Raw genomic sequence first — 25,847 nt, 5'->3', positions numbered from 1 at the left:
TATGCCCAAAAAAGAAAGTCAACGCAGAGCAAATGCAACGAGTTGGTTAAGTAATTAAGAGCATATAACTTTTTCGTTTGATTTAAAATAGCGACATTTAAATTGTTTGATTAATGATAAATACCTCAAGGCCTTAGTAGCCTCATTTTTATGTTCTAACACTTAACTAAATGATTAAATTTAATGTCAAAAAGCTTGAAATGATTTACATTTAAAACAAAGTCCAATACTATCGTATTTAAAGGAGTGCTTTAAAATGATCATTAGAGCTTTAGAAAAAACAGATTTGCAATATTTACATAATTTGAATAATGAATATTCAATTATGTCTTATTGGTTTGAAGAGCCATATCAATCATTGAGTGAATTAGAATCGCTATACCAAAAGCATATTTTAGATGAATCAGAAAGACGATTTGTTATTGAAGAGGATCAACAATCCATTGGTGTTGTTGAGTTATTAGAAATTAATTTTATACATAGAACTTGCGAAGTATTGATTATTGTTGACCCGCAATTTGCGAATAGAGGTTATGCAAAAAAAGCGTTCAAGATGGCAGTGGATTATGCGTTTTTAGTGCTTAACATGCATAAAGTTTATCTATATGTAGATGTAAGTAATGAGAAAGCAGTACATATTTATAAAAGTAATAACTTTGAAATTGAAGGAAAATTAAAAGAACACTTCTATACAAGAGGAGAATATAGAGACTGCTATGTCATGGGACTATTAAAACGAAATTGGGTTAATCAACAAGATGATGATTTATCTCATATAAGATAGTCTAGGTTAGATAAGACGATTATAAAAGTGAAGAGAGTGATGATTTGAGTTTACCAATATCTAAAAAATTACATGAATTAATATCACAACAAAGTATTTCCATGCATGTGCCTGGTCATAAAAATATGACTATAGGCCAGCTAGAATCATTGGATCTGAAAATGGATATGACTGAAATTAGTGGCTTGGACGATTTGCATCATCCCGAAGATATCATTTTAGAAAGCATGACAAAATTTAATAAACATCGAGATTACGATGCTTATCTATTAGTTAATGGAACTACTTCTGGGATTTTATCTGTAATCCAAGGCTTGGCTTATGAGTCAAGAAACTATTTGATACCTAGAAATGTACATAAATCAGTTTTTCATGGATTGGAATTAGCGAATCAAAAAGCGACTTTAACAAACATGAAGGTAAGTTCAACATCTCATCATTATATAGCTCCTAACTTTAATGGATTAGATTTGAGTCAACATAAATTAGCGATTATGACTTATCCCAATTATTATGGAGAAACTTACTCAATTCAAACTGATATAGACTTATTGCATTCTAATAATGTTCCAGTACTCGTTGATGAGGCACACGGTGCACATTTCGGTTTAGATGGATTTCCTGATTCTACATTAAATTATGGTGCTGATTATGTTGTTCAGTCTTATCATAAAACATTACCTGCACTTACTATGGGGTCGGTGTTATTTATACATAAAGATGCACCTTATAAAGAAAACATCAAACAATATTTATCTTACTTTCAATCGTCTAGCCCATCATACTTAGTCATGGCAAGTTTGGAGTTAGCACAAACATTTTATCAAAATTATGATAGTGGAATATTTTTTGAAAAAAGACATACCCTTTCGAATGTTTTAAATCGTAAAGGATTTGTTGTTAAAGAAGTTGATGACCCATTAAAAATGTTGATTTCTTACCCAGGTTATTCTGGATATGACATTCAAAAATGGTTTGAGAATGAACATATATTTGTAGAGTTAGCAGATGATTTTCAAATCTTATTTGTATTACCGTTATGGCATAAAGAAGATAAATATCCTTTTGAGATATTAATAAATAAAATTCAAAGCATGGTCATTCCTCATGTAAAGGAAGATTTGTTGATATACCCACAGCTTATGACAGAAAGTGGCATGTTTTCACCTATGGTATATAACAAAGTTAAATGGATTGATATTCGTCATTCAGCAGGAAAACTGTTGGCCCGTCACATTGTACCTTATCCACCTGGTGTGCCGATTCTGTTTAAAGGAGAAAAAATCACTTTAAATATGATAAAATTAATAAATCAATATCAACATTCAAATATGAAAGTTGAAGGAATAAAAGATAATCAAATATTAATTAAGGATGAATAAAAATGTCAGCATTTATAACATTTGAAGGGCCAGAAGGTTCAGGAAAAACAACCGTTTTAAAAGCAGTGGCTGAAAAGTTAGCTCAGCACTATGATGTTATATCTACCCGTGAACCTGGTGGTGTTCCAACAGGCGAAGAGATAAGAAAAGTCGTACTAGAAGGCAATCAAATGGATATTAGAACTGAAGCAATGCTTTTTGCGGCATCGAGACGAGAACATTTAGTAGAAAAAGTGATGCCTGCTTTGAGAAACAATCAAATTGTTCTTTGTGATAGATACATTGATAGTTCATTAGCATATCAAGGATATGCAAGAGGTATTGGAATTGAAGAAGTGAAAGCTTTAAACGAATTTGCAATTAATGGACTATATCCAGATTTAACGATTTATTTAGATGTTTCTGCTGAAGTAGGGCGTGAAAGAATCCTCAGTAATCAAAGAGATCAGAATCGCTTGGATCAAGAAGATATTGATTTTCATGAAAAAGTCATTGAGGGTTATCATCAAGTGATACATAATGAGCCAGAGCGTTTTGTTCAGATAGATGCAGATCAATCAATTGATAAAGTTGTATTAGCCGCATATCAATCTATCATCAAATATTTAAAATAAATGTGATATAATAGATGAAAGAGGTGTTATAGAAATGAAGATGATTATAGCAATCGTCCAAGACCAAGACAGCCAAGAACTTTCAGACCAACTTGTCAAAAATGATTTTAGAGCAACAAAATTAGCAACAACAGGTGGTTTCTTAAAAGCAGGTAATACAACGTTCTTATGTGGTGTTAATGATGACCGTGTAGACGATTTATTATCAGTTATAAACAATACTTGTGGTAATAGAGAACAACTTGTGTCTCCTATTACTCCAATGGGTGGTAGTGCAGATTCTTACATACCCTATCCAGTAGAAGTAGAAGTTGGCGGTGCAACGGTATTCGTAATGCCTATTGAAGCCTTCCATCAATTTTAAATGTAACTAATGTTTATTGCACGAGACATTAGTTTATTGATGAATTGTGATATACAGTATTTAACAATTTGAGACTGCTCTTTTAGCAGTCTTTTTATATAAGTAGATATAGGAGAGATATCCAGATGGATGAACAACAACAATTAGCTAATGCTTATGCGTCGAATAAATTGTCACATGCTTATCTTTTTGAGGGCGATGACGCACAATCAATGCAAAAGATCGCTATTAATTTTGCTAAACTCATCTTATGTAACAACGATGAACAATGTGAAGTTAAAGTAAGTACGTTGAATCATCCTGATTTTATGTATGTCTCTAGTGAAGAAACTACTATAAAAAAAGAAAAGATCGAACAACTTGTTCATCATATGAATCAACTACCGATAGAAGGTAATTATAAAGTATATATAGTAGAAGATTTCGAAAAATTAACTGTTCAAGGTGAAAATAGTATATTAAAATTCTTAGAGGAACCTCCTCAAAATACGATAGCTATTTTATTATCAACTAAACCAGAACAGATTTTAGACACCATACATTCGAGATGTCAACATGTCTATTTTAAACCTATTGATAAAGGTCAGTTTATCAATCACTTAGTTGATGAGTCTTTGACACGTCCTGTGGCGGAGATGTTAAGTACATATACGACGCAAGCAGAGACTGCATTATCATTAAATGAAGAATATGACCTTACTAGTTTGAGAAAGACAATTATAAGATGGTGTGAGTTGTTATTAACGAATCGTTCGATGGCATTAATTGGGATTATCGATTTGTTAAAACAGGCGAAAAATCGTAAATTACAGTTGTTAACATTATCTGCAGTGAATGGATTTTTTGAGGATATCATGCACGCAAAAGTAGAAGTAAATAGCGAATATATATATAGTGATTTGAGTGTTGAGATAGAAAAGTATGCAAAGCATTTAACATATAACCAACTTATATTGATGTATGATCAATTAACAGAGGCACATAAAAAGTTAAATCAAAATGTAAACCCAACACTTGTATTCGAACAAATAGTGATTAAAGGTGTGAGATAGATGCCAGATGTAATAGGTGTCCAGTTTCAAAAAGCTGGAAAGTTAGAATATTATGCACCTAAAGATTTACAAATTGAAATGGGCGATTGGGTAGTAGTGGAATCAAAACGAGGTATAGAAATAGGATTAGTAAAAATGCCTACGAGAACTGTAGATGACGGTGATGTTTCACTTCCATTAAAAGAAGTAATGAGAATAGCGACACAACAAGATATAGACATCTACTATAATAATGCAATTGATGCTGAGAAGGCACTTGCACTATGTAAAGAGGTAGTAATACAGCAGGAATTGGATATGAGATTAGTTAATTGCGAATATACATTAGACAAATCAAAAGTCATTTTCAATTTTACTGCTGACGATCGTATTGATTTTAGAAAGTTAGTTAAAGTATTAGCGCAAAATTTGAAAACGAGAATAGAACTGAGACAGATTGGTGTGCGTGATGAAGCTAAATTATTAGGTGGTATAGGGCCATGCGGACGCTCTTTGTGTTGTTCGACTTTCTTAGGCGATTTCGAACCTGTGTCTATTAAAATGGCTAAAGACCAAAACCTATCACTTAACCCTGCTAAAATTTCGGGTGCATGTGGACGTTTGATGTGTTGCTTAAAATATGAAAATGATTATTATGAAGAAGCACGTGCTCAATTACCAGATGTAGGTGACTCAATTGAAACACCTGATGGTAATGGCCAAGTAGTCGGTTTAAATATCTTGGATATATCGATGCAAGTTAAAATAGATGGTATGGAACAACCATTAGAGTACAAAATGGAAGAAATTGAAGCATTTAATTAAGGAGGTTTAACCACCTTTGAATCGTAATGAATTATTTGAAAAATTAATGCGCTTAGAAACAAACATGAACCAGCTTAATCAAGATATGTTGGATTTAAAAGATTTAGCTGTAGCATTGGTTGAAGAAAATGTAGCGCTTCAAGTAGAAAATGATAATTTAAAACAATTAATGGATAAGAGCGAAAGTTCAAATTCTGAAACTGTTCACCCACACCAGACGAAACATGTGAAGAAGCCACTGCCTAGTAAAGATAACTTAGCTATGTTATATAAAGAAGGATTTCATATTTGCAAAGGTGAGTTATTTGGCAAACATAGACAGGGCGAAGATTGTTTGCTTTGTTTAAATGTATTAAGCGATTAAACAATGTTGATATAAGAAAGATGGCAGGGATGTGTTATGAGTAGACGATGATAGAGACTACGTTATAACAACGTCCCTTTTTTAGGAGAAAGATAAATGTTAAAGGATAATGAGAGGTTAGACTTACTAATTAAAGAAGATTTGAAAATCATCCAAAATGATGATGTGTTTTCATTCTCAACTGACGCTTTGTTGTTAGGGGATTTTACCGAAATTAGAAAAAAAGACAAAATTATTGATATATGTTCAGGTAACGGCGTTATACCACTGCTCCTTTCTCATAAAGGTAGCCAGACTATTGAAGGTATCGAAATTCAACAACAACTTGTGGATATGGCGAAGAGAAGTTTTAAGTATAATCAATTAGATGATCGATTACTCATGCATCAAATGGATGTTAAAAAGGTATATCATCATTTCAAACCTTCACAATATACGGTTGTTACATGCAATCCTCCATATTTCAAAGATAATCAGTTGCATCAACATCAAAAAGAAGCGCATAAAGTTGCTAGACATGAAATCTTATGTAAATTAGAAGATTGCTTAATGGCTGCTAGACATTTATTAAAGCAAGGCGGAAGATTATATATGGTACACAGAGCTGAAAGAATGATGGATGTACTAACTGAAATGAGACGTGCTAATATTGAGCCAAAGCGATTAACATTTGTTTATAGTAAGCATGATAGAGACGCACAAACGATTTTAATAGAAGGTAGAAAGTCGGGGAACCAAGGTTTAGATATTACAAAGCCATTTTATATTTATCAAGAAGATGGTACGTACTCAAAAGAAATGAAGGGTATATATTATGGATAATCATTTTGTATATATCGTAAAATGTAAAGATGGAAGCCTCTATACAGGTTATGCTAAAGACATACAGGCACGTGTGGCGAAACATAATGAAGGTAAAGGTGCTAAATATACAAAAATAAGACGTCCGGTAGAGTTGGTTTATCAAGAAACATATTCTACTAAGTCGGAAGCGTTAAAAAGAGAGTATGAAATTAAGACCTTCACACGACAAAAGAAACTAAAATTGATTAAAGAGGGATAGTATGACTACATTATTTTTAGTAGGAACACCAATTGGCAATTTAGCCGATATTACATATCGTGCTATAGACACACTTCAACAAGTAGATTTAATCGCATGTGAAGATACACGTGTTACACGTAAATTATGTAATCATTATGATATTAAGACGCCACTAAAATCCTATCACGAGCACAATAAAGACCAACAGACATCATTTATGATTGAACAGTTATTGTCTGGACTAGATATTGCATTAGTTTCGGATGCAGGTTTACCATTGATTAGTGATCCAGGGTATGAATTAGTAGTAGAGGCACGTCAACATGACATCAAAGTAGAAACGATACCAGGACCTAATGCAGGCTTGACAGCATTAATGGCAAGTGGTCTCCCATCATTTACTTATACATTTTTAGGATTTTTACCTAGAAAAGATAAAGAAAAGCAAAATATACTATCAGAACGAATGTATCAAAGTAGTACACTTATTATATATGAGTCACCTCATAGAGTAACCGATACGCTAAAAGTGATTGGCAAAATAGATTCTCAAAGACGAGTATCATTAGGGCGAGAATTGACAAAGAAATTTGAGCAAATTGTAACTGCAGATGTGAATACATTATTAACCATGTTACATAATAATGAGATTCCATTAAAAGGAGAATTTGTCATTTTAATTGAAGGTGCTGAAGCTGAAATTTCTACTGCATGGTTTGATGATATGTCTATCGAAGAACATGTCGATTACTATATCAAAGAAAAAAATATTAAACCTAAAGCAGCGATTAAAATGGTTGCAGAAGATCGTCAAAGTAAAACTAGTGAAATATATAATATTTATCATCAAGTTGATTAAAGTTGCATAAGTTTAAGAATTGAGCAAAGTTCATTGTATCGAGTGAATTAATACAGATTTTCACCCCCCATAATACCTTAAATTATGGTATTGTAGTAAAGATAATATAATAAACAATTGATAGTAATAACGTATTGTGATGAGTAAGGTACAGTAAGAACGGTACACAATTGAAAAGCAAAATAAATTTAGATATCATTTAACATGTAAGAAACGAGGAGGACCTTTGATGGCTAAAGATACATTTTATATAACAACCCCAATTTATTATCCAAGTGGTAACTTGCATATTGGGCATGCATACTCAACTGTAGCAGGTGATGTGATTGCTAGATATAAACGCATGCAAGGATACGATGTTCGTTATTTAACAGGTACAGACGAGCATGGTCAAAAAATTCAAGAAAAAGCTCAAAAAGCTGGTAAAACAGAATTAGAATATTTAGATGAGATGATCGCTGGAATCAAAAGTTTATGGGATAAACTAGAAATTTCAAATGATGATTTCATTCGAACTACAGAAGAACGACATAAGCAAGTCGTTGAAAAAGTATTCGAACGTTTATTAAAACAAGGCGACATTTATCTTGGCGAGTATGAGGGATGGTATTCAGTACCAGATGAAACATACTATACAGAGTCACAATTAGTTGAACCTGTTTATGAAAACGGCAAAATTGTTGGAGGAAAAAGTCCTGATTCAGGTCATGAAGTAGAATTGGTAAAAGAAGAAAGTTATTTCTTTAATATTAAGAAATATACTGATCGCTTACTTGAATTCTATGATCAAAATCCTGATTTTATTCAACCACCTTCAAGAAAAAATGAAATGATTAACAACTTTATTAAACCAGGTTTAGAAGATTTAGCTGTTTCACGTACATCATTTAACTGGGGCGTTAGTGTGCCTTCAAACCCTAAACATGTTGTTTATGTATGGATAGACGCATTAGTGAACTATATTTCTTCTCTAGGTTATTTATCAGATGATGAAACGTTATTTAACAAATATTGGCCAGCAGATATCCACTTGATGGCTAAAGAAATCGTGCGTTTCCATTCAATTATTTGGCCAATTTTATTAATGGCATTAGATTTACCATTACCTAAGAAGGTCTTTGCACATGGTTGGATTCTAATGAAAGACGGTAAAATGAGTAAGTCGAAAGGTAATGTTGTTGATCCTAATGTATTAATTGATCGTTATGGATTAGATGCTACACGTTATTATTTAATGAGAGAATTACCATTTGGTTCAGATGGTGTGTTTACACCAGAAGCGTTTGTTGAACGTACAAACTATGATTTAGCTAATGATTTAGGTAACTTAGTGAACCGTACAATTTCAATGATTAATAAATATTTCCAAGGTGAGCTTCCTGCATATCAAGGTCCTAAACATGAATTAGACGAAGACATGGAAGCTATGGCACTTGAAACAGTTAAAGAATTCCATGAAAATATGGAGAGTTTACAATTCTCAGTTGCTTTATCAACAGTTTGGAAATTTATTAGCCGTACTAATAAATATATTGATGAGACAACACCATGGGTTTTAGCGAAAGATGAAAGTCAAAAAGATATGTTAGGTAATGTGATGGCACACTTAGTTGAAAACATCCGTTTTGCAACTGTATTATTGCGTCCATTTATTACACATGCACCAAAAGAAATATTTAAACAATTAAATATTAATAATCCAGAGTTAATGGAATTCTCAAGTTTAGCGACATATGGATCCTTAACAGAACCTATCACTGTAATAACTAAGCCAACACCAATATTCCCTAGATTGGATACTGAAGCGGAAATTGCTTATATCAAAGAGTCAATGCAACCACCAAAATCTGATGAAAAAGAAGACGTTCCAAGTAAAGATATGATTGATATTAAAGACTTTGATAAAGTAGAAATTAAAGCTGCGACAGTGATTGATGCTGAAAATGTTAAGAAATCAGATAAGCTACTAAAAATTCAAGTAGATTTAGATAATGAACAACGACAAATTGTTTCTGGTATTGCGAAATTCTATCGTCCTGAAGATATTATCGGTAAAAAAGTTGCTGTAGTAACTAACTTAAAACCTGCGAAACTAATGGGACAAAAATCTGAAGGCATGATTTTATCAGCCGAAAAAGATGGTGTGTTAACATTGATTAACTTGCCAAATGCTATTCCAAATGGTGCAGTCATCAAGTAATCATGCTTTTAAACTAGGAGGATAATCATGTTAATTGATACACATGTTCATTTGAACGATGAGCAATATGATGAAGATTTAAATGATGTCATCACTCGTGCGAGAGAAGATGGCGTTGATCGTATGTTTGTTGTTGGTTTTGATACACCAACTATTGAACGTACAATGGAATTGATTGATAAATATGACTTTGTATATGGTATCATCGGTTGGCACCCAGTAGACGCCATCGATTGTACTGAAGAAAGATTAGAATGGATAGAAAACTTATCAAAACATCCTAAAATTATTGGCATTGGTGAAATGGGATTAGATTACCACTGGGATAAGTCTCCTGCTGATGTTCAAAAAGAAGTCTTTAGAAAGCAAATTGCTTTAGCTAAACGTGTACAATTACCAATCATTATTCACAACCGTGAAGCAACACAGGATTGTATAGATATTCTGATGGAAGAACACGCGGAAGAAGTTGGAGGTATTATGCATAGCTTTAGTGCCTCTCCAGAAATTGCTGATGTTGTCATCAATAAATTAAACTTTTACGTTTCATTAGGTGGTCCAGTCACATTTAAAAATGCGAAACAACCTAAAGAAGTTGCCAAGCATGTACCGATGGACCGATTATTAGTCGAAACAGATGCACCATATTTATCACCACATCCATATAGAGGCAAACGTAATGAACCACAACGTGTAACATTAGTTGCACAACAAATTGCTGAATTACGAGATATGAGTTATGAAGAGGTATGTCGTCAGACAACAGAAAATGCGGAGAGATTATTTAATTTAAATCAAGCATAAATATTAGATTGAGAAAGGTATCATTTAATTGGATATCTTTCTCATTTTTTATTAAATTAAGACTGAAGGCAGTGTTATTTATGATATTTTGTTAGAATAAGATGAATCAAGATTTTCATTAAAATGAAGAAGGAATTAAAAATATGAAAATAAATGAATTTATAGTCGTAGAAGGCAGGGATGATACACAACGTGTTAAATCTGCGGTTGAATGCGATACAATAGAAACGAATGGTAGTGCAGTTGATGATGATGTGATAGCAGTTATCAAGCAGGCACAAGAAACACGAGGCGTTATTATCTTAACCGATCCAGATTTTCCTGGTGACAAAATAAGAAATACGATCAAAGACCGTGTGCCTGGGGTAAAACACGCATATATAGACAGAGAAAAAGCTAAAAATAAAAGGGGGAAAATAGGTGTTGAACATGCACATGTAGATGATATCAAAGAAGCTCTCATGCATGTTAGTTCCCCTTTTGAAGAAGCTGAAGAATCCATTGATAAAAATGTATTAATCGAATTAGGACTTATTATAGGGCATGATGCTCGTAGACGACGAGAAATTCTAGGTCGAAAATTACATATTGGGCATTCTAATGGTAAGCAACTGTTGAAAAAATTGAATGCCTTTGGATATACAGAAGAAGATGTACGACGTGCATTAAATGAAAATAAGGGAAGTGAATAAAGATATGGAGCATAAAGATATAGCTACACCATCTCGTACAAGAGCATTATTAGACCAATATAGATTTGATTTCAAAAAAAGTTTGGGACAAAACTTCCTAGTAGACGTTAATATTATTAATAAGATCATCGATGCTAGTGATATTGATGAAACTACAGGCATAATAGAAGTAGGGCCAGGTATGGGCTCGTTAACTGAACAATTAGCTAAACATGCTAAAAAAGTAATGTCATTTGAAATCGATCATCGACTAATACCAGTATTAAAGGACACATTAGCACCATACGATAATGTCACAATTATTAACGAAGATATTTTAAAAGCCGATATCGCGACAGCAGTAAATGAACACTTAAAAGACTGCGATAAAATTATGGTTGTGGCTAATTTGCCATATTATATAACGACACCTATACTACTCAATTTAATGCAACAAGACATACCAATAGATGGTTATGTCGTGATGATGCAAAAAGAAGTTGGAGAGCGTTTAAATGCAGAGGTGGGTACAAAAGCTTATGGTTCGTTATCGATTGTGACGCAGTATTATACTGAAACAAGTAAAGTCCTAACAGTGCCTAAAACCGTATTTATGCCACCACCCAATGTAGATTCTATAGTGGTTAAATTAATGCAAAGATCAACACCGTTAGTAGATATCGATGATGAAGAAGCATTCTTTAAATTAGCAAAAGCTGCATTTGCACAAAGACGAAAGACTATTAATAATAATTATCAAAATTTCTTTAAAGAGGGAAAACAACATAAAGAGAGTATACTAAGTTGGTTAGAAAAAGCGAATATCGACCCTAGACGAAGAGGCGAAACATTGTCAATTCAAGATTTCGCTCAACTTTACAAAGAATTAAACAATTTCCCAGAATTAATAAATTAAATTGTTGACAAACCCTAATTACCTTGATAAAATTTTAGTTTTATTTGACAAAATCGCTATAAACATGGTAATATAACACTTGTAGCGAGGTGGAGCAATATGCCAAAATCAATTTTGGACATCAAAAATTCTATTGATTGTCATTTAGGAAATCGTATTGTACTTAAAGCCAATGGTGGTCGTAAGAAAACAATCGAACGTTCTGGTGTTTTAAAAGAAACATACCCATCAGTATTTGTCGTTGAACTTGATCAAGACAAGCATAACTTCGAAAGAGTATCTTATACATACACTGATGTGTTAACTGAGAACGTACAAGTTTCATTTGAAGAAGATAATCATCAAGAAGCAATTGCACACTAATAAGACATATGACATAGATGTAGATGTATCTACTCTATCAATTTAAGTTTTATATTATATTAAGGTGAGTATTGAGCAACATGTTCAATACTCTTTTTTTATACTTTTGAAGTGATAAATAAATTTTAGAACTATAGGAAAAACACATTAATAACATACATACTGTAATTTAATACTTTTTTATTATATTCCAATAATGAATGATATAATTATTTGTGAAAAAAATGAACATTATCTATCAAATCTTTTATCCCTTTATGTTAAAATCATCTTATTAAGATTACGAAGAGAGGGCGGAAAAATGATATATGAAACGGCACCTGCCAAAATAAATTTTACGCTCGATACACTTTTTAAAAGAGACGATGGATATCACGAGATTGAAATGATAATGACTACTGTAGATTTAAACGATCGATTATCTTTTCAAAAAAGAGATGATAAGAAGATTGTTGTTGAAATCGAACACAACTTTGTAACTGACGATCATAAAAATTTAGCATATAAAGCTGCTGAATTAATGACAAAGGTATATGATTTGAAACAAGGTGTGACGATTACAATTGATAAAGATATTCCAGTATCGGCTGGTTTAGCAGGTGGCTCAGCAGATGCGGCTGCTACGATGAGAGGTATGAATCGCTTATTCAGTTTAAATTTATCTTTAGAAGAATTATGTGCACTTGGTAGTCAAATTGGGACAGATGTTTCATTTTGTATATACAATAAGACTGCTTACTGTACAGGACGTGGTGAAAAAGTAACTTTTTTGAACAAGCCTCCTTCTGCTTGGGTTGTTTTAGCTAAGCCTAATTTAGGTATCTCATCACCGGACGTATTTAAAGCTTTGGATTTAAATTTCACGCATGAAGTATTTACTCAAAATTGTATAGAAGCTTTAAAACGATCGGATTATAAGAAGTTATGCTCAAGTTTATCTAATAGATTAGAACCGATTTCTATGGAGATGCATCCAGAAATCAAAAAGATTAAGGAAAACATGATTCAATGTGGTGCAGATGGCGCATTAATGAGTGGTAGTGGTCCGACAGTTTACGGATTGGCACAAAAAGAAAGTCAGGCTAAAAATATTTATAACGCAGTAAATGGTTGTTGTAATGAAGTATATTTAGTTAGATTATTAGGATAGAAGGGTTGGAAATAATGAGATATAAAAGAAGTGAACGGATTGTGTTTATGACACAATATTTGATGAATCACCCAAACAAACTGATTCCATTAACATTCTTTGTAGATAAATTTCAACAAGCGAAATCGTCAATCAGCGAAGATGTTCAAATTATTAAGAGTACTTTCCAAAAAGAAGCATTAGGTACGGTCATTACCACTGCTGGCGCAAGCGGTGGGGTAACGTATAAACCTATGATGAGTAAAGAAGAAGCAACAGAAGTCGTGAATGAAGTTATCTCATTATTAGATGAAAAAGATAGACTTCTGCCTGGTGGATATTTATTCTTATCTGACTTGGTTGGTAATCCTACATTATTAAACAAAGTAGGTAAGATGATAGCAAGTATATATATGGATGAACAATTAGATGCTGTTGTAACGATTGCTACTAAAGGTATATCGCTTGCCAATGCAGTTGCAAACGTATTAAATTTACCTGTAGTGGTTATTAGAAAAGACAATAAAGTAACTGAAGGATCTACGGTTTCTATTAATTATGTTTCAGGTTCATCTCGAAAGATAGAAACGATGGTATTATCCAAGCGCACATTAGCTGAGAATTCTAATGTTCTCGTTGTTGATGATTTTATGAGAGCAGGTGGCTCAATCAACGGTGTTATGAATTTAATGAATGAGTTTAAAGCACACGTAAAAGGGGTATCAGTACTTGTAGAATCGAAAGAAGTAAAGCAAAGATTAATAGAAGATTATACTTCCTTGGTAAGACTATCAGATGTCGATGAATATAATCAGAAATTTAAAGTAGAGCCAGGCAACAGCTTGTCTAAATTTTCTTAAAGGAGCTAATCACATCATGGAAATTATTAACACAAACAAAGCACCGGAAGCATTAGGACCTTATTCACATGTTACAGTAGTAAATGGTCTAGTATACACATCAGGTCAAATTCCACTTAATTTAGAAGGGGAAATTGTAAGTGATGATGTAAAAGATCAAACTAAACAAGTTTTAGAAAACTTATCTGTGGTACTTAAAGAAGCAGGTTCAGATTTAGAAAATGTTGTTAAAGCAACTATTTTTATTTCTGATATGAATGATTTTCAGTATATAAATGAGGTATATGGAAATTATTTTGATAAACATCAACCAGCGCGTAGTTGTGTCGAAGTAGCGCGACTACCTAAAGATGTTAAAGTAGAAATTGAATTGATTAGTAAAGTTAAATAAAGGATATAATTTTTCTTTTAAGCAATTGTCAAGCTTCTAATAAAACAAAGATATACTAGGGGGGCTCACTACATGAAAGTGACAGATGTAAGACTTAGAAAAATAGATACAGATGGTAGAATGAAAGCACTTGTTTCTATCACGCTAGACGAGGCATTCGTAATCCACGATTTACGTGTGATTGAAGGAAATTCAGGTCTATTCGTCGCAATGCCAAGTAAACGCACACCAGATGGTGAATTCCGCGATATCGCGCATCCAATCAACTCAGAAATGAGACAAGAGATTCAAGATGCAGTGATGAAAGTATATGATGAAACTGATGAAGTGATTCCAGATAAAAACGCTACATCAGGCGAGTCTGATGAATCTAACGAAGCTTAAATATAAAAAATTACATTGCAGAGTCGACATAACAGAATGTGTTGACTCTGTTTTTACATTTTCATCATCTTTTAAATGAGCCCCTAATCCCCCTTCTAATTATGTTGAATTGACTTCTTAAATTTTGAAAGTAATTTGTCAAAAGTAATAAAAGTGAACCTATATAAATCGAGTCATCATGGATATATTAAAAATGTAGAACAATCGTAAGAATTGGTGCTTATGACTTGGTAGGTTATATGTTGAAAGAGTGATAGCGGTTAAATTATAATAATAACGAAGTGTATATTTAATGGAGGGTTAGCATTCATGCAAAGACATGCAATAATATTGGCAGCGGGTAAAGGCACTAGAATGAAATCAAAAAAATACAAAGTGCTACATGAGATCGCTGGCAAAACTATGATAGAACATGTGGTTGAAAATGTTCAACAATCAGGTGTGAACCAATTAATTACAATTGTTGGTCACGGTGCTGAAAGTGTAAAAGAAACATTAGGTAATCAATCACTTTATAGTTTTCAAGAAGAGCAACTTGGGACAGCACATGCAGTAAAAATGGCACAATCTCATTTAGTAAATAAAGAGGGAACAACACTAGTTGTGTGTGGTGATACACCGCTTATTACATCAGAAACACTTACATCTTTAATCGAGAGACATGAATCATCTCAGTCTCAAGCAACAGTTCTAACTGCTACAGCAATCCATCCAACAGGCTATGGCAGAATTGTCAAAGATAGCGAAGGGCATTTATTACGAATTGTAGAAGAAAAAGATGCTAACACAGAAGAAAAGGCAATTACTGAAATAAGTTCTGGAATCTTTGCGTTCGATAACAAAATTTTATTTGAAAAGTTAGAACAAGTTAAGAATGATAATGCACAAGGAGAATATTATTTACCAGATGTGATTTCTTTAATTATTAATGAAAATGGTAGAGCAAGTACATATCACACTGATGATTTCGAAGAGATTATGGGTGTGAATGATAGAGTGATGTTAAGTCAAGCTGAAAAAGCGTTACAAAAACGTATTAATTTATTCCATATGAGAAATGGTGTGACAATCATTGATCCAGATAGCACATTTATTGGGCCGGATGTAAAAATTGGTATGGATACAATCATTGAACCTGGCGTGAGAATTAATGGTTCAACTGTAATTGGAGACGAAGTTACAGTTGGACAGTATTCAGAAATTAATAATAGCGTTATTGCATCTCATGCACATATTAAACAATCAGTCATCAACGATTCGGAAGTGGGCGAGCACACGAATGTTGGTCCATTTGCACAGTTAAGACCAGGGTCTCAACTAGGTGCAGAGGTGAAAGTAGGCAACTTTGTAGAAGTGAAAAAAGCTGAACTTAAAAACGGAGCTAAAGTATCACATTTAAGTTATATTGGTGATGCGGTTATTGGCGAACGTACAAATATTGGTTGTGGCTCTATTACTGTTAACTATGATGGTGTGAATAAGTTCAAAACTGTGATTGGTAAAGATGCGTTTATTGGATGTAATACAAACTTAATTGCACCGGTAACAGTTGGAGATCATTCACTTATAGCAGCAGGATCAACAATCACTGATGATATCCCAAATGAAAGTTTAGCACTGGCACGAGCAAGACAAGTTAATAAAGATGGTTATTTAAGCAACAAAAATAAATAGCTGAAATGAATATGTAAAAATTAGTATTTCGACTTTGGCATAGTAATCAAGTTTAATTTTCTATATAATAGTAGTTGTGTAAGTAAATAATTGGAGGACTATAAATGTTAAATAATGAATATAAGAATTCATCGCTAAAGATCTTTTCACTCAAAGGTAATGAACCTTTAGCACAGGAAGTTGCAGATCATGTAGGGATTGAATTAGGTAAGTGTTCTGTTAAGCGTTTCAGTGATGGAGAAATCCAAATTAATATCGAAGAAAGTATTCGTGGTTGCGATGTGTTTATTATCCAACCTACTTCATACCCAGTTAATCTACATCTAATGGAATTACTTATTATGATTGACGCTTGTAAACGTGCATCAGCGGCAAATATTAACATCGTAGTACCTTATTATGGGTATGCTCGTCAAGACAGAAAAGCACGTAGTCGTGAACCGATTACTGCTAAATTAGTAGCCAATTTAATAGAAACTGCAGGGGCAAATCGCATGATTGCTTTAGATTTACATGCACCTCAAATCCAAGGTTTCTTTGATATTCCAATTGATCATTTAATGGGCGTACCTATTTTAGCGCAACATTTCCAAAATGATCCTGCCATTAACCCAGAAGAATGTGTTGTTGTTTCTCCTGACCATGGTGGTGTAACAAGAGCACGTAAATTGGCAGACATTTTAAAAACTCCAATTGCAATTATTGATAAACGTCGTCCAAAACCAAACGTAGCCGAAGTAATGAATATTGTGGGCGATATTGAAGGTAGAACAGCCATCATTATTGATGATATTATTGATACAGCTGGAACTATTACATTAGCAGCACAAGCATTAAAAGATAAAGGTGCTAAAGAAGTATATGCATGTTGTACACACCCTGTATTATCAGGTCCAGCTAAAGAACGTATAGAGAATTCAGCTATTAAAGAACTTATCGTAACAAATTCAATTCAATTAGAAGAAAGTCGTAAACCTACAAATACTAAAGAACTTTCAGTTGCTGGTTTAATTGGTAAAGCCATTATCCGAGTATACGAAAGAGAATCAGTAAGTGTATTATTCGACTAAAATTGTTAAATGAGTTTGACGAAAGCAATATAAGCGTGTATAATACATTCGTTCGTAATTATACGAATAAATAAACACTTGCAAGCAACGAATGATGTTGATGGGTAAGTGAGGAGCTCGTAAAAGAGCGAAAAATGAAAGGTGGAAATAGAATGACTTCATTAAAGTCAATCATCCGTCAAGGTAAACAAACACGTTCTGACCTTAAACAATTAAGAAATGCTGGTAAAGTACCTGCAGTTGTATATGGTTACGGAACAAAAAATACTTCAGTTAAAGTTGATGAAGTTGAATTTATCAAAGTTATCCGTGAAGTAGGACGTAACGGTGTTATCGAATTAGGTGTTGGTTCTAAATCAATCAAAGTAATGGTATCAGATTACCAATATGATCCATTGAAAAACCAAATCACTCATATCGATTTCTTAGCTATCAACATGACTGAAGAACGTACTGTAGAAGTACCGGTTCAATTAGTTGGTGAAGCAGTAGGCGCTAAAGAAGGCGGCGTAGTTGAACAACCATTATTCAACTTAGAAGTTACTGCAACTCCAGATAATATCCCAGAAGTAATTGAAGTTGATATCACTGAATTAAATATCAACGATAGCTATTCAGTTTCTGATATTAAAGTATCTGGTGACTTCACTATTGAAAACGAACCAGAAGATTCTATCGTAACTGTAGTACCTCCAACAGATGAGCCTACTGAAGAAGAAGTAGAAGCTATGGAAGGCGAAGCAGCTACTGAAGAACCTGAACGTGTTGGTGAAGAAAAAGACGACGAAGAAGAAGAAAATAAAGAAGAAGAATAAGATTATTATTTTAATGAATAAGGTCTTATAAAGTTTCTTAACTTTCTTAACGGGCACTATGCTTATATTAATAAGCATAGTGCTTTTTGTGTTATTATAGGGAATGATTATAAAATTTGTGACTAAGATATTTTGATGTAAAGCATCCGTTAGATTAACAGATGAATTGGATCAATGATTATGTAGATTAAAAAGGTCACTTAATAAATAAAGAATAAACATGGAGGTAACGACATATGAAATGTATTGTAGGTCTTGGCAATATTGGTAAACGATTCGAATTAACAAGACACAATATTGGCTTCGAAGTCATTGACTATATACTAGAACGACATCGTTTCACATTGGACAAACAAAAATTCAAAGGCGCATATACTATTGAAAGAATGAATGGTGACAAAGTTCTGCTTATTGAACCTATGACAATGATGAACTTGTCAGGTGAAGCTGTTGCACCATTGATGGATTACTACAATATTGACGTAGACGATTTAATTGTATTATATGACGATTTAGACTTAGAACAAGGTCAAGTACGTTTACGTCAAAAAGGTAGTGCAGGTGGTCATAATGGTATGAAATCAATTATAAAAATGCTTGGCACTGATCAATTTAAGAGAATTCGTATTGGTGTTGGTCGACCAACGAATGGTATGTCTGTTCCTGATTATGTACTTCAACGCTTTTCTAAAGAAGAAATGATTACAATGGAGAAAGTCATTGAACATTCAGCTAATGCCGTAGAATCATTTATAGAAACATCTCAATTTGACAATGTGATGAATGAATATAATGGTGAAGTGAATTGAGACAAGTTATTTCTAACTATGTAAAAGAAGATAAACGCTTTCAGGAATTAGACCAGGTTTTTGGCCAAGATAATATTTTAGTTACGGGTCTATCACCATCAGCAAAAGCAACCATTATTGCTGAAAAATATTTAGCCGATCAAAAGCAAATGCTGTTAGTAACTAATAATCTGTATCAAGCTGATAAAATTGAAGCGGATATATTACAATATGTCAGCGGCGAAGAAATTTATAAATATCCAGTTCAAGATATTATGACCGAAGAATTTTCTACACAAAGCCCTCAACTTATGAGCGAGCGTGTTAGAACGCTAACTGCTCTTGCTCATGGAGAAAAAGGGTTATTTATTGTTCCATTAAATGGATTGAAAAAGTGGTTAACACCAGTAGAAATGTGGCGCAATCATCAAATGACATTGAATGTCGGTGATGATATTGATGTTGACGATTTTCTCAATAAATTAGTCAATATGGGATATCGTAGAGAAAGTGTTGTTTCTCACATTGGTGAATTCTCGCTTAGAGGCGGCATTATAGATATTTATCCCTTAATTGGATCACCTGTTAGAATTGAATTATTTGATACAGAAATAGATTCAATTCGTGATTTCGATGTGGAAACACAACGTTCTAACGATAACTTAGAATCAGTAGATATTACTACAGCAAGTGACTATATTATAACTGATGAAGTGATTAGTCATTTACAAACACAATTAAAAGCCGCTTATGAAGATACAAGACCCAAAATTGAAAAATCTGTGAGAAATGACTTAAAAGAGACATATGAAAGTTTCAAACTTTTTGAATCTACGTTCTTTGATCATCAATTATTACGACGTTTGGTGGCATTTATGTATGATCAACCATCAACAATTATTGATTATTTTGCGAATGATGTTGTGATAGCTGTTGACGAATATAATCGTATTAAAGAAACAGAAGAAACGTTAACGACTGAATTTGATGATTTTATTAGTAACTTGATTGAAAGTGGTAATGGGTTTATTGGTCAAAGTTTTATGCAATATGATGGCTTTGAAACTTTATTAGATGAACGACCGGTGGCTTATTTTACGCTATTCACTTCTTCTATGCCTGTGGAATTAGACCATATTATTAAATTCTCTTGTAAACCAGTACAACAGTTCTATGGTCAATATGACATCATGCGTTCTGAGTTCCAAAGATTTATCCATAATGACTATGCGATAGTAGTCTTAGTCGAAACAGAGACGAAGGTTGAGCGTATACAATCTATGCTTAATGAAATGCATATACCCGTTGTAACACATATTGATCAGGCTTCAACAAGTGGTCAAGCAGTTGTTGTCGAAGGTAGTCTGTCTGAAGGTTTTGAATTACCTTATATGCAATTAGTGGTTATAACAGAAAGAGAATTATTCAAGACCAAGCAGAAAAAGCAACGTAAACGTACTAAAACAATGTCGAATGCAGAAAAAATTAAGTCATACCAAGATTTAAATGTTGGAGACTATGTGGTTCATGTTCATCATGGTGTAGGACGATATCTAGGCGTAGAAACTTTAGAAGTTGGAGAACAACATAGAGACTATATTAAGTTACAGTACAAAGGTACAGACCAATTGTTCGTTCCAGTTGATCAAATGGATCAAGTTCAAAAATATGTGGCTTCCGAAGACAAATCGCCTCGTTTAAATAAACTAGGTGGCACTGAATGGAAAAAGACGAAAGCTAAAGTTCAACAAAGTGTTGAAGATATAGCAGATGAGTTAATCGATTTATATAAACAAAGAGAAATGTCAGTTGGTTATCAATTTGGTCCAGACACTGAAGAACAGTCTACGTTTGAATTGGATTTCCCATATGAGCTAACGCCAGACCAAAGTAAATCCATAGAAGAAATAAAAGGTGACATGGAACGCGAACGTCCAATGGATCGCTTGTTATGTGGGGATGTCGGTTATGGTAAGACTGAGGTTGCTGTTCGTGCCGCTTTCAAAGCTGTCATGGAAGGTAAACAGGTCGCGTTTCTTGTACCTACTACGATACTAGCTCAACAACATTACGAAACATTAATTGAACGTATGCAAGATTTTCCTGTTGAAATTCAATTGATTAGTAGATTCCGTTCAACTAAAGAAGTGAAAGAAACTAAAGAAGGACTTAAATCCGGTTATGTAGATATTGTTGTAGGAACACATAAGTTATTAGGCAAAGATATCCATTACAAAGATTTAGGTTTACTCATTGTCGATGAAGAACAACGTTTTGGTGTGCGTCATAAAGAAAGAATTAAGACGCTAAAAAATAATGTAGATGTGTTAACGTTAACAGCTACGCCAATACCAAGAACATTGCATATGAGTATGCTTGGTGTGCGTGATCTATCAGTTATCGAAACACCACCTGAAAATCGTTTCCCAGTGCAAACTTATGTTTTAGAGCAAAACACCAACTTTATAAAAGAAGCATTAGAACGTGAATTATCTCGAGATGGACAAGTCTTCTATTTATATAATAAAGTTCAATCCATCTATGAAAAGAGAGAGCAACTTCAAATGTTAATGCCAGATGCCAACATTGCAGTGGCACATGGGCAAATGACTGAACGAGATTTAGAAGAAACAATGCTCAGTTTCATTAATCATGAATACGACATCTTAGTTACTACAACAATTATTGAAACTGGTGTCGATGTACCAAATGCGAATACATTGATTATTGAAGAAGCGGATCGATTCGGTTTAAGTCAATTGTATCAACTACGTGGTCGCGTTGGTCGTTCAAGTAGAATAGGATATGCTTATTTCCTTCATCCTGCAAATAAGGTGTTAAACGAAACAGCTGAAGAAAGACTACAAGCCATTAAAGAATTTACCGAATTAGGTTCAGGATTTAAAATAGCTATGCGCGATTTGAATATTAGAGGTGCTGGTAATTTACTCGGGAAACAACAACATGGATTTATCGATTCGGTTGGTTTCGATTTATACTCTCAAATGCTTGAAGAAGCAGTTAATGAGAAACGTGGTATCAAAGAGGAAACACCAGATGTACCGGACGTAGAGGTTGAACTGAATTTAGATGCTTATTTACCAGCGGAGTATATTCAAAATGAACAAGCTAAAATAGAAATTTATAAGAAATTACGTAAAGTAGAATCAGAAGAACAACTCATGGATATTAAAGATGAATTAATCGATCGATTTAATGATTATCCAACTGAAGTTGAACGTTTATTAGACATAGTAGAAATTAAAACCCATGCACTGCATGCAGGTATTACAAAAATTAAAGATATGGGTAAACAAATTCAAATCTTCTTATCTGAGACATCTACTGCTGATATTGATGGAGAGGCGTTATTTAAAAATACACAACCACTTGGAAGAACGATGAAAGTTGGCGTAGAGAATGGTGCAATGAAAGTGACGCTCACTAAATCTAAACAATGGCTAGACAACTTAAAATTCTTAGTGAAATGTATTGAAGAAAGTATGAGTATTAAAGATGAAACATAAATCAGCATTTAATGGTGTAGTGATATTAACGCTTGCGTTAGTCATCGTTAAAGTATTAAGTGCAATCTATAGAGTGCCTTATCAAAATATACTTGGAGATGAAGGTCTGTATGCGTATCAACAGGTTTATCCTATTGTAGCTTTAGGTTTGATTTTATCTATGAATGCTATTCCAAGTGCAGTGACGCAAAACTTAGGTATGGACCACCGTTCAGAATACTATTCTAAAGTGCTACTTATTATACAAAGTGTAGGCTTAGGCATATGTTTGATTGTATTTGGGTGTGCAGGCATTATTTCACGCTTAATGGGTGATGGACATTTAGCACCTATGATTAGAATGGCTAGCTTTAGTTTCGTATTTGTAGGTGTGTTAGGTGTATTAAGAGGATATTTTCAGTCCAGACAGGATATGAACGTACCAGCTATTTCCCAGGTTATAGAACAATTGATTCGAGTAGGATTTATTATGGTGGCTATTTTCCTATTTTTGACACAACAATGGACTATATACCAAGCTGGCTCATTATCAATCATTGCTTCTTCAATCGGCTTTTTAGGCTCAACGCTATATTTGGTATCTAAACGTCCGTTTAAATTAAAATGGAATGCTAAAGTAGCAAAAATTCAATGGACCCAGTTACTGATTGCTATTCTTATTTTTGCTTTAAGTCAGTTGATTGTTATTTTGTGGCAAGTCGCAGATAGTTTTACTGTCATCCGTACTTTGAAAATGACAGGACTACCTTTTGAATCGGCTATCAAACAAAAAGGTGTATATGATAGAGGGGCTTCCTTTATTCAAATGGGATTAATTGTAACAACAACGTTTAGTTTTGTCTTAATTCCTTTATTAACCGAAGCTATTCAAAATAAGCAATCGATTCAAATGAATAGATATGCTAACGCTTCATTAAAAATAACTATATTGATTAGTTCAGCCGCAGGTATAGGTTTGATAAATGTCTTACCTCTTATGAATAAAGTGTTTTTCAAGACTGATAGTGAGACAGTAACGTTATGCGTTTATATGTTAACGGTTATTGGTGTATCATTGATTATGATGGATATTGCATTATTGCAAGTACTCAATCAAATTAAACCGATAGTGATTGGTTTTATAGTTGGTTTATTATCTAAGGCAATATTCAACATAGTTTTCATTTATCAACTTCACATTTTAGGCGCTAGTATAAGTACAGTATTATCGTTAATTATCTTTGCGAGTATACTTCACCATGCCGTCTTGAAATCTTATCATTTTAATCAAATGAGTAAATTTATTATAAAATTAGTGGGCGGGTTGTTTATAATGTCAGTTATTGTTCAACTGATGATGACTATCTTACCGTCTAGTGGACGTTTAATTGGATTAATTTCTTTATTAATTAGTGCCATAGTTGGTGTAAGTGTATTTATGATATACGTCGGTATTTTTAATGTCCTAAGTTATAGGGAATTGAAATTTTTACCTTTAGGAGACAAGTTATATCACTTTAAGAAAGGAAGTCGTTCATGACGCAGACAATTACGATTATTGGTTTAGGAAACTATGATATCGATGATTTGCCTTTAGGTATATATCGATTTATTCAAAAGCAAGACAAAATATATGCACGAACGCTCGAGCACCCTGTCATTGAGGCACTTAAAGATGAAATTGATTTTGAGAGCTTTGATGATATATACGAAGCGAATGAGCAGTTTGATGCTGTTTACGATAACATTGTCGAACAGTTGATTAATAAAGCACAACAATCGAATATTGTATACGCTGTGCCAGGGCATCCTCGTGTCGCTGAAACGACCACTGCTAAGTTAATGGCGTATCATGCTCAGAATGATGATATAGAAGTGAAGGTATTAGGTGGGAAAAGTTTCATTGATGATGTATTCGAAGCGGTTGCAGTAGAACCTAACGATGGTTTTACATTACTAGATGGTACCGCGTTAGAAGAAGCGAAACTAAATGTTCGCACTAATACGTTGATAACTCAAGTATATAGTGCAATGGTAGCAGCAGATATCAAGTTGACGTTAATGGAACGCTATCCCGATGATCATATGGTCAAAATTGTTACAGGTGCACGTAGTGGTGATGCACAAGTAACTGAATGTCCTTTATTCGAGTTAGATCATTTTGACACTACGTTCAACAATTTAACAAGTGTCTTTGTGCCTAAAATTGTAGCAGATGAATCACTATATAATGACTTTAACTTTGCTGAACAAACGATTGATTTACTTGTTGATGATGAAAAAGGTTGTCCTTGGGATAAAGTTCAAACACATCAAACATTAAAACGTTATCTGTTAGAAGAAACATTTGAATTGTTTGAGGCTATCGATAATGAAGACGATTGGCACATAGTGGAAGAATTAGGAGACATACTTTTACAGGTATTATTGCATACTAGTATCGGTAAAAAGGAAGGCTATTTTGATATAAAAGAAGTAGTCGCAAGTTTAAATGCTAAAATGATTCGTCGTCATCCACATATATTTAGTGATGAATCTGCAGAATCCATAGAGGATTTAAAAACAATTTGGTCAACTGCTAAATCTAATGAAGGTAAAAAACCTCGTGTGAAATTCGAGAAAGTATTTGCAGACCATTTCATGTCATTGTATGATAAAACAAAAAATAAAGATTTTGACGAAGTGGCTCTTAAACAATTTTTAGAGCAAGGAGAGACTCATCAATGAGATTAGATAAATTTTTAAAAGTGTCTAGATTAATTAAACGTCGTACATTAGCTAAGGAAATTAGTGACCAAGGACGTATTACGATTAATGGTAATGTAGCAAAAGCAGGCACAGATGTTAAAGTTGGAGATGAACTCGTTATTCGTTTCGGCCAAAAACTTGTAACCGTTAATGTAACAGGATTAAATGAACATGCATCTAAAGAAAATGCTAAAGGTATGTATGAATTAGTCAAAGAAGAACGTATTAATGAATCTGAATAGACAAAGTGAGGTGACAAG

General features: G+C 33.5%; 27 protein-coding genes. All 27 read left to right on the top strand.

From position 1 onward, the window contains the following. Nucleotides 1-256 precede the first annotated feature (256 nt). Nucleotides 257-784, top strand: a complete 528-nt coding sequence (locus AC2D8K_RS11020) for a GNAT family N-acetyltransferase (protein ID WP_075778455.1) — start codon at nucleotides 257-259, stop codon at nucleotides 782-784. 44 nt (nucleotides 785-828) lie between these two features. Further along, entirely contained in the window at nucleotides 829-2,166 is a 1,338-nt protein-coding gene (locus AC2D8K_RS11015; RefSeq protein ID WP_484698708.1) for an Orn/Lys/Arg family decarboxylase, read from the top strand. A gap of 2 nt (nucleotides 2,167-2,168) precedes the next feature. After that, nucleotides 2,169-2,780 (top strand): dTMP kinase, encoded by a 612-nt coding sequence (gene tmk, locus AC2D8K_RS11010; RefSeq protein ID WP_124227637.1) that lies wholly within the window; start codon nucleotides 2,169-2,171, stop codon nucleotides 2,778-2,780. Between the two features lie 34 nt (nucleotides 2,781-2,814). Further along, nucleotides 2,815-3,144, top strand: a complete 330-nt coding sequence (locus AC2D8K_RS11005; RefSeq protein ID WP_002451717.1) for a cyclic-di-AMP receptor — start codon at nucleotides 2,815-2,817, stop codon at nucleotides 3,142-3,144. A gap of 125 nt (nucleotides 3,145-3,269) precedes the next feature. Next, entirely contained in the window at nucleotides 3,270-4,196 is a 927-nt protein-coding gene (locus tag AC2D8K_RS11000; RefSeq protein ID WP_484698706.1) for a DNA polymerase III subunit, read from the top strand. Continuing rightward, the gene (locus AC2D8K_RS10995) at nucleotides 4,197-5,000 is read left to right on the top strand and encodes a PSP1 domain-containing protein (RefSeq protein ID WP_075778452.1); all 804 of its coding nucleotides are present in this window, start codon (nucleotides 4,197-4,199) and stop codon (nucleotides 4,998-5,000) included. 16 nt (nucleotides 5,001-5,016) lie between these two features. Continuing rightward, nucleotides 5,017-5,364: a DNA replication initiation control protein YabA gene (gene yabA, locus AC2D8K_RS10990; protein WP_049425327.1), complete on the top strand. Its 348-nt coding sequence runs from the start codon at nucleotides 5,017-5,019 to the stop codon at nucleotides 5,362-5,364. Between the two features lie 96 nt (nucleotides 5,365-5,460). Then, entirely contained in the window at nucleotides 5,461-6,186 is a 726-nt protein-coding gene (locus AC2D8K_RS10985) for a tRNA1(Val) (adenine(37)-N6)-methyltransferase (protein ID WP_075778451.1), read from the top strand. Then, nucleotides 6,179-6,427: a GIY-YIG nuclease family protein gene (locus AC2D8K_RS10980; RefSeq protein WP_002451722.1), complete on the top strand. Its 249-nt coding sequence runs from the start codon at nucleotides 6,179-6,181 to the stop codon at nucleotides 6,425-6,427. Before AC2D8K_RS10985 ends, AC2D8K_RS10980 begins: the two co-directional genes overlap by 8 nt. Nucleotide 6,428: 1 nt before the next feature. Next, nucleotides 6,429-7,268, top strand: coding sequence for a 16S rRNA (cytidine(1402)-2'-O)-methyltransferase (rsmI, locus tag AC2D8K_RS10975; RefSeq protein ID WP_049425329.1), 840 nt, complete (start codon nucleotides 6,429-6,431; stop codon nucleotides 7,266-7,268). Nucleotides 7,269-7,497: 229 nt separating this feature from the next. Then, nucleotides 7,498-9,468: a methionine--tRNA ligase gene (metG, locus tag AC2D8K_RS10970; RefSeq protein WP_484698704.1), complete on the top strand. Its 1,971-nt coding sequence runs from the start codon at nucleotides 7,498-7,500 to the stop codon at nucleotides 9,466-9,468. Between the two features lie 27 nt (nucleotides 9,469-9,495). Next, nucleotides 9,496-10,272 (top strand): TatD family hydrolase, encoded by a 777-nt coding sequence (locus tag AC2D8K_RS10965; RefSeq protein ID WP_002451725.1) that lies wholly within the window; start codon nucleotides 9,496-9,498, stop codon nucleotides 10,270-10,272. Between the two features lie 143 nt (nucleotides 10,273-10,415). Next, nucleotides 10,416-10,964, top strand: coding sequence for a ribonuclease M5 (gene rnmV, locus AC2D8K_RS10960; RefSeq protein ID WP_002451726.1), 549 nt, complete (start codon nucleotides 10,416-10,418; stop codon nucleotides 10,962-10,964). 4 nt (nucleotides 10,965-10,968) lie between these two features. Continuing rightward, a complete protein-coding gene (gene rsmA / locus AC2D8K_RS10955) occupies nucleotides 10,969-11,859 on the top strand; it encodes a 16S rRNA (adenine(1518)-N(6)/adenine(1519)-N(6))-dimethyltransferase RsmA (RefSeq protein WP_484698710.1) in 891 nt (296 codons plus the stop codon). A 99-nt stretch (nucleotides 11,860-11,958) separates the two neighbouring features. Next, nucleotides 11,959-12,222 (top strand): biofilm formation stimulator Veg, encoded by a 264-nt coding sequence (gene veg / locus AC2D8K_RS10950; RefSeq protein WP_002451728.1) that lies wholly within the window; start codon nucleotides 11,959-11,961, stop codon nucleotides 12,220-12,222. Nucleotides 12,223-12,523: 301 nt separating this feature from the next. Continuing rightward, nucleotides 12,524-13,372, top strand: a complete 849-nt coding sequence (gene ispE, locus AC2D8K_RS10945) for a 4-(cytidine 5'-diphospho)-2-C-methyl-D-erythritol kinase (protein ID WP_484698702.1) — start codon at nucleotides 12,524-12,526, stop codon at nucleotides 13,370-13,372. Between the two features lie 14 nt (nucleotides 13,373-13,386). Next, complete coding sequence (gene purR, locus AC2D8K_RS10940; RefSeq protein ID WP_002451730.1) at nucleotides 13,387-14,211, top strand: pur operon repressor; 825 nt, start codon at nucleotides 13,387-13,389, stop codon at nucleotides 14,209-14,211. 16 nt (nucleotides 14,212-14,227) lie between these two features. After that, complete coding sequence (locus AC2D8K_RS10935; RefSeq protein WP_484698700.1) at nucleotides 14,228-14,602, top strand: RidA family protein; 375 nt, start codon at nucleotides 14,228-14,230, stop codon at nucleotides 14,600-14,602. Nucleotides 14,603-14,674: 72 nt separating this feature from the next. After that, nucleotides 14,675-14,986 carry a septation regulator SpoVG gene (spoVG, locus tag AC2D8K_RS10930; RefSeq protein ID WP_002451732.1) on the top strand — a complete coding sequence of 104 codons (312 nt, stop codon included), beginning with the start codon at nucleotides 14,675-14,677 and terminating at the stop codon, nucleotides 14,984-14,986. A 309-nt stretch (nucleotides 14,987-15,295) separates the two neighbouring features. Beyond that, nucleotides 15,296-16,660, top strand: a complete 1,365-nt coding sequence (glmU, locus tag AC2D8K_RS10925) for a bifunctional UDP-N-acetylglucosamine diphosphorylase/glucosamine-1-phosphate N-acetyltransferase GlmU (protein ID WP_484698698.1) — start codon at nucleotides 15,296-15,298, stop codon at nucleotides 16,658-16,660. Nucleotides 16,661-16,764: 104 nt separating this feature from the next. Continuing rightward, nucleotides 16,765-17,730, top strand: a complete 966-nt coding sequence (locus AC2D8K_RS10920; RefSeq protein ID WP_002451734.1) for a ribose-phosphate diphosphokinase — start codon at nucleotides 16,765-16,767, stop codon at nucleotides 17,728-17,730. Nucleotides 17,731-17,882: 152 nt separating this feature from the next. Continuing rightward, the gene (locus AC2D8K_RS10915; RefSeq protein WP_049425336.1) at nucleotides 17,883-18,545 is read left to right on the top strand and encodes a 50S ribosomal protein L25/general stress protein Ctc; all 663 of its coding nucleotides are present in this window, start codon (nucleotides 17,883-17,885) and stop codon (nucleotides 18,543-18,545) included. A 236-nt stretch (nucleotides 18,546-18,781) separates the two neighbouring features. Next, nucleotides 18,782-19,354 (top strand): aminoacyl-tRNA hydrolase, encoded by a 573-nt coding sequence (pth, locus tag AC2D8K_RS10910; RefSeq protein ID WP_484698697.1) that lies wholly within the window; start codon nucleotides 18,782-18,784, stop codon nucleotides 19,352-19,354. Beyond that, complete coding sequence (mfd, locus tag AC2D8K_RS10905; protein ID WP_484698695.1) at nucleotides 19,351-22,860, top strand: transcription-repair coupling factor; 3,510 nt, start codon at nucleotides 19,351-19,353, stop codon at nucleotides 22,858-22,860. The genes pth and mfd overlap by 4 nt, the downstream gene beginning before the upstream one ends. Further along, complete coding sequence (locus tag AC2D8K_RS10900; protein WP_002451738.1) at nucleotides 22,850-24,379, top strand: polysaccharide biosynthesis protein; 1,530 nt, start codon at nucleotides 22,850-22,852, stop codon at nucleotides 24,377-24,379. The genes mfd and AC2D8K_RS10900 overlap by 11 nt, the downstream gene beginning before the upstream one ends. Next, entirely contained in the window at nucleotides 24,376-25,566 is a 1,191-nt protein-coding gene (locus tag AC2D8K_RS10895; protein ID WP_484698694.1) for a MazG nucleotide pyrophosphohydrolase domain-containing protein, read from the top strand. Before AC2D8K_RS10900 ends, AC2D8K_RS10895 begins: the two co-directional genes overlap by 4 nt. Next, nucleotides 25,563-25,829: an RNA-binding S4 domain-containing protein gene (locus AC2D8K_RS10890; protein WP_002451740.1), complete on the top strand. Its 267-nt coding sequence runs from the start codon at nucleotides 25,563-25,565 to the stop codon at nucleotides 25,827-25,829. The genes AC2D8K_RS10895 and AC2D8K_RS10890 overlap by 4 nt, the downstream gene beginning before the upstream one ends. Nucleotides 25,830-25,847: the final 18 nt, after the last annotated feature.

Source organism: Staphylococcus sp. 510, from assembly GCF_057219715.1.
This window is presented reverse-complemented; position numbering and strand designations above follow the sequence as displayed.